The sequence below is a fragment of the Amycolatopsis sulphurea genome (genome assembly GCF_002564045.1).
Taxonomy (GTDB): domain Bacteria; phylum Actinomycetota; class Actinomycetes; order Mycobacteriales; family Pseudonocardiaceae; genus Amycolatopsis; species Amycolatopsis sulphurea.
In genome coordinates this window covers 177,041-191,631 of the sequence record NZ_PDJK01000001.1, presented here as the reverse complement: position 1 = coordinate 191,631, position 14,591 = coordinate 177,041, and the positions used below count along the sequence as shown (strand labels likewise).

Below are 14,591 nucleotides of genomic sequence, written 5' to 3'. Positions count from 1 at the left end.
TGAAGGGCCCCTTCACAGCTTTTCCGCCGGCTGGGTCAGGAGGCGGGTTCCGCGTCGGTCGGCATCGGCTCGGTGCGGCTGAACATGCGGGTCGCCGAAAGGCGCGCGACGCCGTCGGGGTCGCCGAGGTCGTCGAGAGACGTGCGGATGGTCGCGTCGACCGACAGGTACTTCTTCCCGGCGCGAAGGTCTGCGTCGTTGCGCAGGCGGACGATCAGCGGGAACTCGGCGAGAGCGCCGGCGTCGAACAGGCCGGTGGTGTAGATCAGCTGTACGCCGAGCGCCTCGGCGACAGCGCGCTGCAGCTCCAGTAGATAACCCGCGGACGCGCGGCCGATCGGGTTGTCCAGGAACAGCACCCCGGAATGCCGGTTGCGGGCCTTGCCGCGGTTGTTCGCGCGAAGCGCGGCCAGCGTGCAGTACAGGATGATCGCCGCGGTCAGCTGCTGGCCGCCCGAGAACACGTCGCGGATCTCGGACACGCGCTGTCGTTCCGTACGCAGCACCGAGTCCGGCTTGAGCATGTCGACGCGGAATCCCTTGGGAGCGGCCACCATCACGCCGCGAAGCACGAGCGACAGCCCGTCGCGCTTCACGTCACGGCCGTCGGCGGTCTTGCCCGCGGCCGCTTCGTCGACGACCTCGCCCAGCTTCTCGGCCAGAGCGTGGTCTTCGAGTTCGGTGAAGCGGATGCGCAGGAACTCCTGACCGGACCAGTCACCGAGGCCGTCCGGCAGCCGGGACACGCGTTGCGCCGAACGCAGCGTACGCAACGCGCCTTCGACCATGCCCTGCAGCCGAGTGATGATGCCGCTACGGTGCCGGTCGATCTGTGCGAGGTCGTCGGTGAGCGTACGCAGCCGCGGTCGCAGTGCCTCTGCCCACTCGGCGGCATGCGCGGGCAGCTGATCCCGCTTCACGGAGACGACCTGCTGCCGTACCGGCGTACTCAGCTTTTCAAACCGCTTCTCGGTCGCGTACTGCGCAAGCTGGTCGGCGGCCGACCGTACGCGCTTGTCCCCCGCGTCGGCGGCGGCTTGTGCTTCGTTCAACACGGCGTTGAGCCGGGTGTGCTTCGCACGAGCAGCTTCCACGTCGCCCTCGTACGCCGCGGCGGGCTCGTCAGGTCGCAGGTGTGCCAACGACTCGGCGAGCAACCCGAAGCCGGACGCTGAAGCCTTCGCCGAGTCGAGCGTCCCTTCAGCTGCCGCGCGGCGTTCCTGAAGCTCCTCCCACTGCCGGGCGGCAGCGGACACTTCCAGCGAAGCGGCGTCGATCAGCTCCAGGCCGTGCTCGATGTCGCGCGGCCGCTCCGCGGAACCCGCGGCGTTCGCATTCAACGGCAACGCATCCAGCTCGGCCCGACGCGTGGACACCTGGCCGATCACCTCGGTGCGTTCATCCTCCAGAGCGTCGACCACACGCCGGGCGCGAGCCAGCGCGGCCGCCCGCGCGGAAGCGTCCGAGCCGTCCGGTGTCTCCAGCAGCTCCGCGGCACGCTGTCGCACCTGCTCGTCCAACGCCTCCAACGCGGACGACGCGGCCGCATCGGCGGACTCCGCCTGCTCCAGTTCCGCGCGCAGGTCACTGCCGACCTCTACCTTCGCGTACGCCTCCGACGCAGCCGCGAAGGTGCGTCGCAGCGCATCGACGGGTTCGGTTGGCGTGTCAGCGTCTTCGGACAGCTCTGCGGCGCCGGGTACTTCGGCCAGCTCGGCACGCGCCGTCGTAGCAGTGCGACGGTGACCATCCGCCGTACGCTGCTCCTCCCCCGCCTGTTCGCGCAAACGCGCCGCGCGCGTCGCCGCTTCCGAAGCAGTCGTCTCAGCGCGCTCCGCGACCTCAGTAGCCCGCTCGACCTCTTCGGTCCACTCCGCGACGCGCGCGGCTCGCGTCGCCAGCTCTCCGAGCTTGCGCGCCTTCTCCTCGGCTTCGGCGGAGATTGTGCGCAACGCGGGCACCTTCTCCCGCAACGAAGCCGCCTTGTCGCTCAGCCGCGTGAACTCCGCTTCGGCCTGCGCGAGCGCCGTCTGTGCAGTCTCGCGCGCCGCGCGGGCGCTCTCAGCCTGCTCCGCGAGCGTCGCGATCGCGCCCGCCGGGTAATCCTCGCGCCACGTAGTGAGCTTCCACCTGAGCGCGCCGTCTCCGGACAATGCTTCGGACAGCTGTTCAAGCCGACGTTGCCGCTCGGCATGGCGCTGTGCAACGGCTTCGCGCTCGGTGTCCGCGGCTTCTTCGTCGTACATCGCCGGGTTCGGCGGCACGAGGAACTCGACACCTGCCGCAGCGGGCAGATCCGCCGGCTGGAACGCCTCCGTGGTCCCGACAGCGATCACCGCACTGGGCAGCAACCGCCCCGCCGACAGGACTTCACGCGCCCGCGGGATCTGCGCGCTGTCGTTCAGCAGCACTCCGGCGACCAGCTGCGGCATCCGCGCCAGCACCTCGTCCCGCCGCACCGAGTCCAGTTTGGACAGATACCGCCACCCGGACCACGCGGTGATCCCCGCCTGTTCCAGCGCATCCAGCGCGGCCTGCACGTCCTCCGGCGGCGGCAACAGTCCGCCCGAACCGAGCGCGGCCAGCGCTCGCTCGTCCGTGGACTCCTCCATCCGCAGCGCGGTCTGCTCCTTCTCCACCGCCACGCTCGCGTCGCGCAACCGCTGCAGCAGCACCGGAAGGTCACTCTCCAGGTGCACATCGTCCGCGCCGAGCAGCTCCATCAGCCGTGGTTCGGCGGCGAGCGCGTCGGTACGGCGGTGCGCCCGCTTCAGATCCTCGGCCGCGCGGGCCAGACGGTCCTGAGTGGACCCGGCGAGCTGATGCGCCTCGTTCACCGACCGTTGCGCCGCCTGCACATCCTCGCCGACCCGATCGAGTTCCTGCTCCCGCCGCACAGACTCGGCAGCCGCGGTCTCCGCCTCCGTACGCGCGGACCGCGACGCTTCGGCGACATCTGCACCCGCAGTCAACAGCCCGCTGCGTACAGAGGTGGAGATTTCCTCACGCAGCTCCGCAATCCGCGCGGACAGGCCACGCGCTTCCGCGCGCCGGCCGGCGGACAGGTTCGCCGCTTCGTCCCGTTCGGCTTGCGCCTTCTCCGCTTCGGCGCGCAACGCGTCCGCGTGCGCCTCCGCCTTGTCGCCTTGCCGCTGCGCGTCGCGCGCCAACCCGAAGAGACCGCGCGCGAGCGCAGTCGCCGCAGCATCCCGGGCGGCGAGTGCCGGCTTCGCCTTCTCCTCGCGGTTGCCGACGAGCTGACGGAGATCCTTCGCCTTGCGCGCGGCGTTGAGCCGGTTCAGCACCGTCGCGGTCTCGCGCCACGCTTCCGCCTGCGTCTTCGCCTCGGCCAGCTCGCCGTCCACGCGCTCACGCTCGATCTGGGCTTCCTCCAGCCGCAGCACCCCGACGAGGCGACGCAGCTCGGTGACGCCCGCGGTGAGCCGCCGGTGATCGCCCTCGGCGAGCTTCTCCGCGGTCTTCACCTCTTCGACGTGCTCCGCCAAGCCGGACAGGCGCGCGTTCTCCACCTCGTCCCGCGCGTGGATCCGGCCGGACAGCTCGGCCAGGTCGGCGCGCGCGGACTCGGCGATCCGGCGGGAGGCGGCCGCCACTCCCTCCTCTTCGGACAGCGGTCCGAGCAGCTCCAGCGCGCCCTCGACGAACTCCTTCTCCGCGATCAGATCGCCGCGCTGCGCGAGGTTGTTCTTGTACGTCGACACGACCTCGGCGAGGTCTTTCGGCTCGTCTTCGGACACCACCGCGCGCAGCAAGAACTCGACGAACGCTTCGTCGGTCGAGAACGCGAAGGCGTCCGCGGCCTCGCCTTCACCGGCGTTCATCGCACGCTGGTAGCGGAACAGCTCGGTGTCGAGCCCGAGCTGGTCGAGCCGTCCGGTCCATTCGTGCCGGCGGCGCGTCCAGAACAGTTCCAGCTCCGGCTCGGCCATCGCGGCACCGGCGATCCGGTCGTGGAACCCGGACACCGTGAGCAGCCGGCCCTCCTCGGTCAGCGGCAGCGTTTCCAGGCCCAGCTCGGCGGTCGGGCGGAAGCAGTACCAGGAGTCGACGAGGTTCTCCGCGTCCGCCGAGGTGACATGCCCGCGCCATTCGGAGACCTTGCCGGTGATCACCCGTGCCCCGGTCTCCACGTGCAGCCACTCCAGCACCACGTGCGCGACGTCCTTGGCCGCCACGAACTTCTCCAGCACCTTCGTGCTCGTGGTGCCCACCACCTGGCGGCGGCCGGGCAGCATCACCGAGAAGATCAACTTGATCAGTACCGACTTGCCGCCACCGTTCTCCAGGAACAGCACGCTCGCCGGCGACGGACGACGCACCGCACCGCCGGTGTGCACGCCGGCGGAGAACAGCGCATCCTGCTGCGGCGCGGTGATCGTGGCGCCGACCCCGCTGAAGTCCAGCACCACGTCCTGATAGCGGGCGCCCGCAGGCCCGACAGAGTGCAGGCGGACCCGCGAAAGCTCGTACATCCTCTTCAGTCCCCCTCTTACTGCAACATGTCCGAAGCGGTCGCGCGCAACGTGCCCCCGGCGCCCGCGACCGTCACGACGTCGAGCGCGAGCAGATCGTCGAACGCCGCGTCGGCGGCCAGCTCGCGCACCTGGACCTGATACCGCGGTGTGGTGCGGTAAGTGCCGCCCTGCTCGTCACTGACCTGTACCAGAAACCCTTGATCGGCAAGGAAACGCAACGCGCGCGCCACCATGCCACGGGTGGTGTCCGCAGCCATCCGGCCGTCCTTTGTGGCCGCAGCGGCCGGGCGGCGGGCGTACGCACGCCATGCCTGCTCCAGCTCCGGTGCGTCCGCCAACGGATCGTTGTTCGCTTCGGCATCGTGCGCGCGCTCATCGAGCACGCGCGCGGCTTCGCGCACCATCGCGTCGACCTGCTCCACACTGACCCGGCCGATGTAGGTGTCGTTGGCCAAGTCGTCCGGACGCGGATACCCGAGCGCCGCGGCAGCCAGATGAATCAGGCCGTGCAGCACCTTCTCGGTCTCACGCCGTTCACGGATCTTCGACTGCCGCGCGTAGCTGTCCATCTTGATCTCGAAGATGGATTCGTCGGTGGCCGCCAGCACACACCCGGCCTGATGCGTCACTTCGAGCACCATGAGCCCCAGCCCGGCCGCGACAGCGTGCGTCAGCGCTTTGAACGCGTTGTCCTCGCCATAGCGGCGTACCAGCTCGCCGTACACGACGTCGCGGGCAGGCAGCTGCTTCGGGCGCATGCCGAACGCAACGAGCCGCGCGGCGGCTTCGGCGTCGACGCTCGTGTGCATCACGGCCATCAGGCGACCTCCTCGGTTTCGTCGTCCGCACGGTCGACTTGAGCGGTGTACAGCAGCAGATCGGCGCCACCGAAGTCCGGGTCGTCCAGCACAGCGCCGTCGTCGACCGCGAGCAGCACGTGGCGCTCCCCCTGCCGGCGCGCGGCGCCGACCTCGGGACTGTAGGCGTGCAACGCACGCAGCGCGACCAGAGACGGCAACCCGGGTTGTCCACTGCGCCGTGCGTCCTCCAGCAGACCGGACAGGCGGCGCGGCACGTCCGGCAGGTCCAGCAGCTCGTCGGCCTGCCGCCACACGTCGTCACCGAAGCGGTCGTTCACTTCGGCGGGCACCAACTCCGGCTCGGGAACCTCACCGATCAGCTGATCCCGCTCCGGCGCCGGCCGCAGCAGCAACGAGACCAGCGACGACAGCGACGGCACCACAGGTGGGACGATCCCGGCTACGGCATGGAAAAAGTGCTCCGCCGGCGCGACTGCATCGGCGAGCGGCAGATCCAGCGTGGGCATCAGCAGCTGGCCGAACAGGTCGAGCGTCGCGCGCTGTGGTGGCCCGGAAAACTGCTGACGGTCCTGTTCCGCGCGAAACACCGCCCCGGCGTCGGCGAGCCGCGACTGCAGACGGGTGTGCCGGCGGATGCAGTCCGCGACGATGTCGACCAGCTCGGCCGCGCGGCGCTTGTGATCCGGGTCCTCGGACTCGTCGCGCGCGGTGGTGATGTTCTTCAGGATGGCGTTCTCCGCGCGGAACCGGGACTCGATGTGCCCGAGCGCCGACTCGATCAGGTCGGGCACCTCACGCTCCCAATCGACCGCGCGTACGTCGCGACGGGTGGCGTCGAGCTTGGCACGCAACGTCTCGCCGTACTGCACAGTGCGGTAGCGCGCCTGCTCGGCCGCCAGCTTCGCGTCCGCCAGGCGGCCACGGTTGATCAGGTTCTCCAGCTTCACCTCGGCCGCGATCTGCGCCGACTCGACGTCGGTGTCCAGCGCGCCGACGAGCACGTTGATCGCCTCGTCGGTGGCCCGCAGGTACACCTCGCCGTCCGGGGCGGCCAGCTCGACCAGCAGCTTGAAGTCGAACTGCCGGCGCTGGTAGCCGCCGGGACCCAGCGACCCGTAGACCCGCCGGAAACCGCGGTCGGTGGTGCCCACGTTGATCAGGTTGTCCAGCACCCACTTGGCCACCCGTACGTGCTCCTCGGGCATCCGCGAGGGGGCCTGCACCGCGATGAACGGCAGCAGCCGGTCGATCACCTCGTCGTGCCCGGCACCGGTGTCGAAGTCCATCGCGATGGTGACCTGGTCGATCGTGTGCAGCGCGATCTCTGCCATCTGGTAGATCGTCGCGTCCGCCCAGTCGAGCTTGGGCTTGCGCGTGTCCAGGTCGTGCAGCGGCGCGGTGCAGGCGAGCGCCTTCAGCCGGCGGGTCAGCCCCTCGTCGGCCAGGCCCGCGGCGGTCATCTCGTCTTCTCGCACAGCAGGCCAGGCTAGTCGGCCACGCTGCGCGCACGCGCGGGTGAGCCTCTAAGGTCGACCGCATGCGTGAAATGAGCCGCGAGCAGTGGTGGGCGTTCGCGAGCAGCGGTACCCGGACCGGCATGCTGGGCCTGGTGCGCGCGGACGGCGCGCCGATCGTCACCCCGATCTGGTTCCTGCTCAACGAGACCCCCGACGGCGACGAGCTGATCTTCACCACCGGTACGGACACCCTCAAGGGCAAGGTGCTGCGCCGTGACCCGCGCCTGTGCCTCGCCGTCGACGACCAGCGGCCGCCGTACTCCTACGTGCAGTTCACCGCCGAGGCTGAACTGCACCACGACCTCGACGATGTCCTGACCTGGGCGACCCGGCTCGGTGCCCGCTACATGGGCGAGGAGAACGCGGAGGCCTTCGGCAAGCGCAACGCGGTCCCGGAGGAATCCCTCGTCCGGGCGAAGATCACGAAGGTGATCGCCCGGGCGGGCATCGCCGGGTAGGGCGCCGGGTCAGCCGCCCACGTAGGGCGGCTGACCACGGAAAGCGGGTGACCGGAGCGCCTCCCCGATGACCGGCTCGCCGCTGAGCGACGAGGCCGCTGGGGATCGCCCCGATCTCGTCGTCGGCGACCACGGCTCGGTCATCCACTACGCGACCGGCCTCGAGTTCCGGCCACCACGCCCGGATCAGCCCTCTTCTTCGAGCATCTCCGGGGTCACCGCGGATTCCGTGTCCGGGATGTTCAGCTCCTTCGCCCGCTTGTCCGCCATCGCGAGCAGACGGCGGATCCGGCCGGCGACCGCGTCCTTCGTCATCTGCGGATCGGACAGCTGGCCCAGCTCCTCCAGGGACGCCTGGCGGTTGGACAGCCGGAGCCGCCCCGCGGCCAGCAGGTGATCCGGGGCGGTGTCGCCGAGGATCTCCAGCGCCCGTTCGACCCGGGCGGCGGCGGCCACCGCGGCCCGCGCGGAGCGGCGGAGGTTGGCGTCGTCGAAGTTGGCCAGGCGGTTCGCGGTGGCGCGGACTTCGCGGCGCATCCGCCGTTCCTCCCACTGCAGCACGCTCGTGTGCGCGCCGAGGCGGGTCAGCAGGGCGCCGATCGCGTCGCCGTCGCGGACCACCACCCGGTCCGCGCCGCGGACCTCCCGGGACTTCGCCTGGATGCCCATCCGCCGGGCCGCGCCGACCAGCGCCAGCGCCGCCTCCGGTCCCGGGCAGGTCACCTCCAGCGAGGAGGACCGGCCCGGCTCGGTGAGCGAGCCGTGCGCGAGGAACGCGCCCCGCCACGCCGCCTCCGCGTCGGCCACCCCGCCGGACACCACCGCCGCGGGCAGCCCGCGCACCGGGCGGCCACGCTGGTCGATCAGGCCCGTCTGCCGGGCCAGCCCCTCGCCGTCCTTCACCACCCGCACGACGTACCGCGTCCCCTTGCGCAGCCCGCCGCTCGCGGTGATCACGTGCACGTCGGAATGGTGCCCGTACAGCTCGTGGATCTCCTTGCGCAGCCGCCGGGCCACCGATCCGGTGTCCAGCTCCGCCTCCACCACCACCCGGCCGGCCACGATGTGCAGCCCACCGGCGAAGCGCAGCATCGAAGCGACCTCCGCCCGGCGTGGCCCCATCTTCGTGATCTCCAGCCGGCTCAGTTCGTCCTTCACCGCGGCGGTCATCGCCATCTGCTGCCCCTTCTGCCTTCCGCTGCGCGCCCGCCGTCAGCCACGATGTTCCCCGATCGCCTGCCGCACGCACCCGGCGAGCGCATCTGGATCATGCCGTCCCGCCACGATCGGGTCGGCCACCGCCCCCAGCAGGGCCCGCGCCCCCAGCCGCCCGGCCGCGCGATGCAGTCCGGCCGGGTCGGGCACCGAATCGCGGTCCGCGATCACCGCGTCCACCCGCAGCGCGGGCGCGTGCTCGAAGAGTACGTCCAGATGCCGCTCCGGGGAGAATCCGGCGGTTTCCCCCGGCTGGGGGATCAGATTGAGCACCACGACCTTCGCCGCCGAGGTGCGCACGAGCGCGTCGTGCAGATCCGGCACCAGCAGATGCGGCAGCACGCTGGTGAACCACGACCCGGGGCCGAGGAACACCACGTCCGCGCCGAGCACCGCGTCGATCGCCTGCGGGCAGCCGGCCGGCGGACGGTCCGCACCGGCGGGCGGGTGCAGGCTGATCCGCCGCACCTGGCCCGGGGTGCTGGCCACCGCGACCTGGCCGCGGATCCGCCGGACCGCGCCGGGATCCCGGCTGTCCAGGCCGGTCACCTCGGCCTCGATCTCCAGTGGTTCCGGCGACATCGGCAGCACCCGGCCGGAGATGCCGATCAGCCGGGCCGCCTCGTCGAGCGCGGCCACCGGATCGCCGAGCACCTCGAACAGCCCGGCCAGCAGCAGATTGCCCACCGCGTGCCCGGCGAGCGCGCCATCGCCGCCGAAGCGGTGCTGGAACACCTCCGCCCACAGCCGCCCGCCGTCCTCGGCGGCGAACGCGGCGAACGCCTGCCGCAGGTCGCCCGGCGGCACCAGGCCCAGCTCGCGGCGCAGCCGCCCGGACGAACCCCCGTCGTCGGCGACCGTGACCACCGCGGTGACCTCGCGGGTCACCCGGCGCAACGCGGTCAGCGTCGCGTGCAGCCCGTGGCCCCCGCCGAGTGCCACCGCGCGCACCTCACTCACGGCCAAGGTCGCGGTGCACCACCTTCACGGCCATTCCGTCCTCCTTGGACAGTCGCTGGGCGAGCTCCTCGGAGATCGCCACGCTGCGGTGCTTCCCGCCGGTGCAGCCGACCGCCAGCGTCAGGTACCGCTTGCCCTCGCGCTTGTAGCCGGCGCCGATCAGCCGCAGCAGCTGGTGGTAGCGGTCCAGGAACTCCTCCGCGCCCTCCTGGGTGAGCACGTAGTTGCGCACCTCGGTGTCCAGCCCGGTGTGCTCGCGCAGCTCCGGGATCCAGAACGGATTGGGCAGGAACCGCACGTCCATCACCAGGTCGGAGTCCATCGGCAGGCCATACTTGTAGCCGAAGGACAATACCGTGACGCGGGTCTGCGTGCTCGCCTCGGAGCCGAACGCGTCCTCGATCTTCGCCCGCAGGTCGTGCACCGACAGCGCGGACGTGTCGAGCACCAGGTCGGCCTCCTCGCGCAGCGGCGAGAGCAGCGTGCGCTCGGCGGTGATGCCGTCCGCGAGCCGTCCGTCGCCCTGCATCGGGTGGCTGCGCCGGACCGCCTCGAACCGGCGCACCAGCACCGCGTCCGTGGCCTCCAGGAACAGCACCCGCGGCTTGTACCCGCGCGCGTCCAGATCCTTGATCACCGAGGCCAGATCGTCGGTGAAGGCCCGCGACCGCACGTCCATCACCACGGCCACCTTGGTGATCGCGCCGCGCGCCTGCGCGCCCAGCTCGACCATGGTGGCGATCAGCTCCGGCGGCAGGTTGTCCACGACGAACCAGCCCAGATCCTCCAGGCACTTCGCCGCGGTCGACCGCCCCGCCCCGGACAGGCCGGACACGACGGCGACCTCCATCCCGGAATTCCGGTTGCCCTCTTGCGCACTCACTCTGGTTCCTTCCCCATTCACGGCCCCTGCTCCCCAGCGGCGGTCCCGGACTCCCCGGTCAGGGCCGCCACGACGGCTTCCGCGGTGCGCCTGCCGAAGCCGGGCACCGCCTCGATCTCCTCCACCCGGGCCTGTTTGACCTTCTTCACCGAGCCGAAATGCTTGATCAGCGCGGTGCGCCGAGCCTGCCCCAGTCCGGGCACACTGTCCAATTCGGACGTCTGCATGCGCTTCGCGCGCTTCTCGCGGTGGTAACGGATGGCGAACCGGTGGGCCTCGTCGCGCAGCCGCTGCAGCAGGTACAGCGCGTCGGAGGTGCGCGGCAGGATCACCGGGTCCGGGTCACCGGGCAGCCACACCTCTTCCAGCCGCTTGGCCAGCCCGGCCACGGCGATGTCGGTGATGCCCAGCTCCGCCAGCACATCCGCGGCCGCGGTCGCCTGCGGGCCCGCGCCGTCCACCACGAGCAGGTTGGGCGGGTAGGCGAACTTGCGCGGCCGCCCGGTCTCCGGGTCGATTCCGGCGCGCACCGGCTCGGCCGCCTCGCCCGCCTCGTCTCCGGACTCCGGCTCCGCCGCGGTTTCCTTGAGGTAGCGGTGAAAACGCCGCCGCACGACCTCGGCGATGGACGCGACGTCACCCTCGGCCGCGGCCTCGCGCAGCGCGAACTTCCGATACTCCGACTTGCGCGGCAGGCCGTCCTCGAACACCACCAGGGAGGCCACCACGTCGCTGCCCTGGATGTGGCTGATGTCGATGCACTCGATACGCAGCGGCGCACTGTCCAGCGCGAGGAAGTCCTGCAGCTCCTGCAACGCCGCCGAACGCGCGGTGAGATCGCCCGCGCGGCGCAGCTTGTGCTGAGTGAACGCCTCCGCGGCGTTGCGCTGCACGGTCTCCGCGAGCGCCTTCTTGTCTCCGCGCTGCGCCACCCGCAGCCGTACCCGCGATCCGCGCAGACCGCTCAGCCATTCGGCGACGGCCTCGGCGTCCGCGGGCAGCTCCGGCACGAGCACCTCGCGCGGCACCACCGGACCGGCGTCCGGCTCGTCCCGGCCCGCACGGTCGGACTCCTCGCCGTAGAACTGGGTGAGGAAGTGGTCGACCAGCGCCGGAACGTCCATCTCCTCGGCCTTGTCGATCACCCACCCGCGCTGCCCGCGTACGCGGCCGCCGCGGACGTGGAAGACCTGTACGGCGGCCTCCAGCTCGTCGTGCGCGAAGGCGACCACATCGGCGTCCGTGCCGTCGCCGAACACCACGGCCTGCTTCTCCATCGCCCGGCGCAGCGCGCCCAGATCGTCCCGCAGCCGCGCGGCGCGCTCGAACTCCAGATCCTGGGACGCCTCGGCCATCTCGCGTTCCAGCCGCTTCACCATCGCCTCGGTACGGCCGGCGAGGAAGTCGCAGAAGTCCTCGACAATCGCGCGGTGCTCGGCCGCGGACACCCGGCCCACGCACGGCGCCGAGCACTTCTCGATGTAGCCGAGCAGGCAGGGCCGGCCGATCTGGCCGTGCCGGCGGAACACCCCGGCCGAGCAGGTGCGCGCGGGGAAAACCCGCAGCAGCAGGTCGAGCGTCTCGCGGATGGCCCAGGCGTGCGAGTACGGGCCGAAGTAGCGCACGCCCTTCTTGCGCGCGCCGCGGTAGACGTGCAGCCGCGGGAACTCCTCGCCGAGGGTCACCGCGAGCACCGGGTAGCTCTTGTCGTCGCGGTAACGGACGTTGAACCGCGGGTCGAACTCCTTGATCCAGTTGTACTCCAGCTGGAGCGCTTCGACCTCGGTGGCGACCACGGTCCACTCGACGCTCGCCGCGGTGGTGACCATCTGCCGCGTACGCGGGTGCAGCCCGGACAGATCGGCGAAGTACGAGTTCAACCGGCTGCGCAGGCTCTTCGCCTTGCCGACGTAGACGACCCGCTTCCCGGCGTCACGGAACTTGTACACGCCGGGAGCGTCCGGGATGCTCCCCGGTTTCGGTCGGTAGGTGGTCGGATCAGCCACCTCACCACCCTATGTTCCGGCCCCGGCAGTTTGCCGCCCGCCTCCCGTCCAAAGCTGTGAAGGGACCCTTCACAGCCCCAGAGTCCGTCAAGGGCCCCTTCACGGACTACGCGACCCGACGGAAGTCGGATATCGCGGGCAAAAGCGACGTTCGTCGGTTCCCGGCCGGGTGCCGCGCTGCCTACCGTCCGTTCAGCCGAACGCAGATTCGGCATTCCTCCCATTCGGTCCCCCCTGGGAAAGGATCCCGCTTTGAGAAAGATCCGGGTTTTCGGCACGGTCACCGCGGCCGCCGTGGCCTGCACGCTGGCCGGCGGCACCGCGAGCGTCGCACAGACGAACATCATCGGTGGCAGCAACGCGCCTTCGGTCAGCTGGGGCGCACAGGTCTACGTCAACACTCCCGACCGCGACTTCCAGGGCTTCAACTGCTCTGGCACGGTCGTCGCCGCGGACTGGGTGATGACGGCTTTGCACTGCCTCGACGAGGACGGCAGCGGCATGTTCGTGCGCGTCGGCTCGAACACGCTCTTCGGCGGCACGAAGATCGCCGTGGACCGCAAAGAGTCCGCGCCCAGCGGCGACATCGCGTTGCTGCACCTCGCGCAGCCGACGGACGCGACGCCGGTCAAGCTCGGCGACGCCGACCCGGCCAACGGCAGCACCGACCAGCTCTACGGCTGGGGCCGCACGACCCCGACCGGCCCGCCGGCGTCCGAGCTGAAGGTCGCGAACGTCAAGGTCAGCGGCCGGTCCACGGACGCGTACGGCGGCCGCGCGATTCAGAGCCGGGGCGTGGACGGCGCGGCATGGAAGGGCGACTCGGGCGGTCCCGAGCTGTCCGGTGGCGTACAGGTCGGCGTCGCGTCGACTGTGCAGAACCAGAGTGGCACGAACACCCGCGGCACCAACAACTACGCGAGCGTCGCGAACAGCCGCTCGTGGATCAAGAGCACCGCGGGCGTGTGACCACTGCGGCCGGGCGTCCCGCTCCAGCTCCGGTGGGGCACAGCGTGTGGGATGCTCGGCCGCATGCGCGTCGCAACGTGGAATGTGAACTCGATCGTGCCCCGGCTGCCCCGGGTGCTCGACTGGCTGGAGCACACCGCGCCGGACGTGCTGTGTCTGCAGGAGCTGAAGAACACCACCGAAGCGTTTCCTGTCGAACCGGTGCGGGCGCTGGGGTACGAGGTTGCCGCGTACGGGCTCGGACGGTGGAACGGTGTGGCGATCGTGTCGAAGGTGGGGCTCGCAGACGTCGTACGCGGGTTACCCGGCGAGCCGCAGTTCGACGGTGAGTCCCAAGCCCGCGCGGTGGGCGCGACATGTGGCGGCGTACGGGTGTGGTCGGTGTACGTGCCGAACGGCCGTGAGCCGGAAAATCCGCACTACGCCTACAAACTTGAGTGGCTGTCGGCGTTGCACGGTCTCGTCGGCACTGAGCTGTCGACGGACCGGCCGTTCGCCGTACTGGGCGATTTCAACGTCGCACCGGACGACGCCGACGTGTGGGACATCGAAGCGTTCGCCGGCTCGACGCACGTGACCGAGCCGGAACGCGCGGCGCTGACGGCGTTGCGCGAAGCGGGGCTGTCGGACGTCTTCCCTCGGCCGCTCAAGTACGATCACCCGTTCACCTACTGGGACTACCGCGCGGGGAACTTCCCCAACAACCGGGGAATGCGCATCGACCTGGTGTACGCGAACAACGCTTTCGCCGGCGCTGTACGCGACGCGTACGTGGATCGGGAGGCCCGTAAAGGCAAAGGCCCTTCCGATCACGCACCGATCGTCGTGGATCTGGAGCTCTGAGCGACCGGCGCGTCAGGAACCCGTCGCCGAGCGGTGCAGACGACGCAACGCGCGCACCGCGAGCACGGCACGTTCACGGTCCACCGCCTGGATGGCCATCACCGAGAAGTACTCGTCGTCGGGCAGCTCCAGGCGCGCCCACGAGGCGCCGTCCGGAAAACTGACCGACAGCACCTCGTCCCACGCGAAGCGCCGCCTCGCCAGTACGTTGCGTACCTCGATGCCCGTGGCGTCCGCGCGGACGCGGGCCATCGCGAAGAGCATGGTGCCGAACGACAGCAGTACGCCAATGCCGATCATCGCCACCTGATCGGACGCCTCGAACACGACGCCGGTGTGCGAACTGCGCAGCAGCACGGCCACCACGACGAACGCGGTGAGCAATAGGACCGCCAGCGTGCTGCACATGATCAGGGCACGGCG

11 protein-coding genes are annotated in these 14,591 nt (G+C 70.6%); 3 read left to right on the top strand and 8 right to left on the bottom strand.

What is annotated here, in order from left to right:
• Positions 1–35: 35 nt before the first annotated feature.
• Genes ATK36_RS00940 through ATK36_RS00930 form a run of 3 tightly spaced genes read right to left on the bottom strand, consistent with a single transcriptional unit; the run spans position 36 to position 6,777 of the window.
• Positions 36–4,493 carry a hypothetical protein gene (locus ATK36_RS00940; RefSeq protein ID WP_098509403.1) on the bottom strand — a complete coding sequence of 1,486 codons (4,458 nt, stop codon included), beginning with the start codon at positions 4,491–4,493 and terminating at the stop codon, positions 36–38.
• A 17-nt stretch (positions 4,494–4,510) separates the two neighbouring features.
• Positions 4,511–5,314: a hypothetical protein gene (locus tag ATK36_RS00935; RefSeq protein WP_098509402.1), complete on the bottom strand. Its 804-nt coding sequence runs from the start codon at positions 5,312–5,314 to the stop codon at positions 4,511–4,513.
• A complete protein-coding gene (locus ATK36_RS00930) occupies positions 5,314–6,777 on the bottom strand; it encodes a hypothetical protein (protein WP_098509401.1) in 1,464 nt (487 codons plus the stop codon). Before ATK36_RS00930 ends, ATK36_RS00935 begins: the two co-directional genes overlap by 1 nt.
• Before the next feature lie 77 nt (positions 6,778–6,854).
• Here ATK36_RS00930 and ATK36_RS00925 point away from each other — a divergent pair, with 77 nt between their 5' ends.
• Positions 6,855–7,292 carry a PPOX class F420-dependent oxidoreductase gene (locus ATK36_RS00925; protein WP_098509400.1) on the top strand — a complete coding sequence of 146 codons (438 nt, stop codon included), beginning with the start codon at positions 6,855–6,857 and terminating at the stop codon, positions 7,290–7,292.
• A gap of 186 nt (positions 7,293–7,478) precedes the next feature.
• Here the strand turns inward: ATK36_RS00925 and whiA are convergent, their stop codons facing one another.
• From whiA to uvrC, 4 genes are read right to left on the bottom strand one after another with little or no spacing between them, the layout of a single operon-like run.
• Positions 7,479–8,468 carry a DNA-binding protein WhiA gene (gene whiA / locus ATK36_RS00920; protein ID WP_098509399.1) on the bottom strand — a complete coding sequence of 330 codons (990 nt, stop codon included), beginning with the start codon at positions 8,466–8,468 and terminating at the stop codon, positions 7,479–7,481.
• 36 nt (positions 8,469–8,504) lie between these two features.
• A complete protein-coding gene (locus ATK36_RS00915) occupies positions 8,505–9,458 on the bottom strand; it encodes a gluconeogenesis factor YvcK family protein (protein ID WP_098510235.1) in 954 nt (317 codons plus the stop codon).
• 1 nt (position 9,459) lies between these two features.
• On the bottom strand, positions 9,460–10,317 hold the full coding sequence (rapZ, locus tag ATK36_RS00910; protein WP_098509398.1) for an RNase adapter RapZ: 858 nt from the start codon (positions 10,315–10,317) through the stop codon (positions 9,460–9,462).
• Positions 10,318–10,367: 50 nt separating this feature from the next.
• Positions 10,368–12,356, bottom strand: a complete 1,989-nt coding sequence (gene uvrC, locus ATK36_RS00905) for an excinuclease ABC subunit UvrC (protein ID WP_098509397.1) — start codon at positions 12,354–12,356, stop codon at positions 10,368–10,370.
• 252 nt (positions 12,357–12,608) lie between these two features.
• Between uvrC and ATK36_RS00900 the strand changes: the two genes are divergently transcribed.
• Together ATK36_RS00900 and ATK36_RS00895 are read left to right on the top strand one after the other, a co-directional pair.
• Positions 12,609–13,325, top strand: coding sequence for a S1 family peptidase (locus tag ATK36_RS00900; RefSeq protein ID WP_098509396.1), 717 nt, complete (start codon positions 12,609–12,611; stop codon positions 13,323–13,325).
• Positions 13,326–13,388: 63 nt separating this feature from the next.
• Positions 13,389–14,168, top strand: coding sequence for an exodeoxyribonuclease III (locus ATK36_RS00895; protein ID WP_098510234.1), 780 nt, complete (start codon positions 13,389–13,391; stop codon positions 14,166–14,168).
• 12 nt (positions 14,169–14,180) lie between these two features.
• Here ATK36_RS00895 and ATK36_RS00890 read toward each other — a convergent pair whose 3' ends face one another.
• Positions 14,181–14,576 (bottom strand): PH domain-containing protein, encoded by a 396-nt coding sequence (locus ATK36_RS00890; protein WP_098510233.1) that lies wholly within the window; start codon positions 14,574–14,576, stop codon positions 14,181–14,183.
• Positions 14,577–14,591 lie beyond the last annotated feature (15 nt).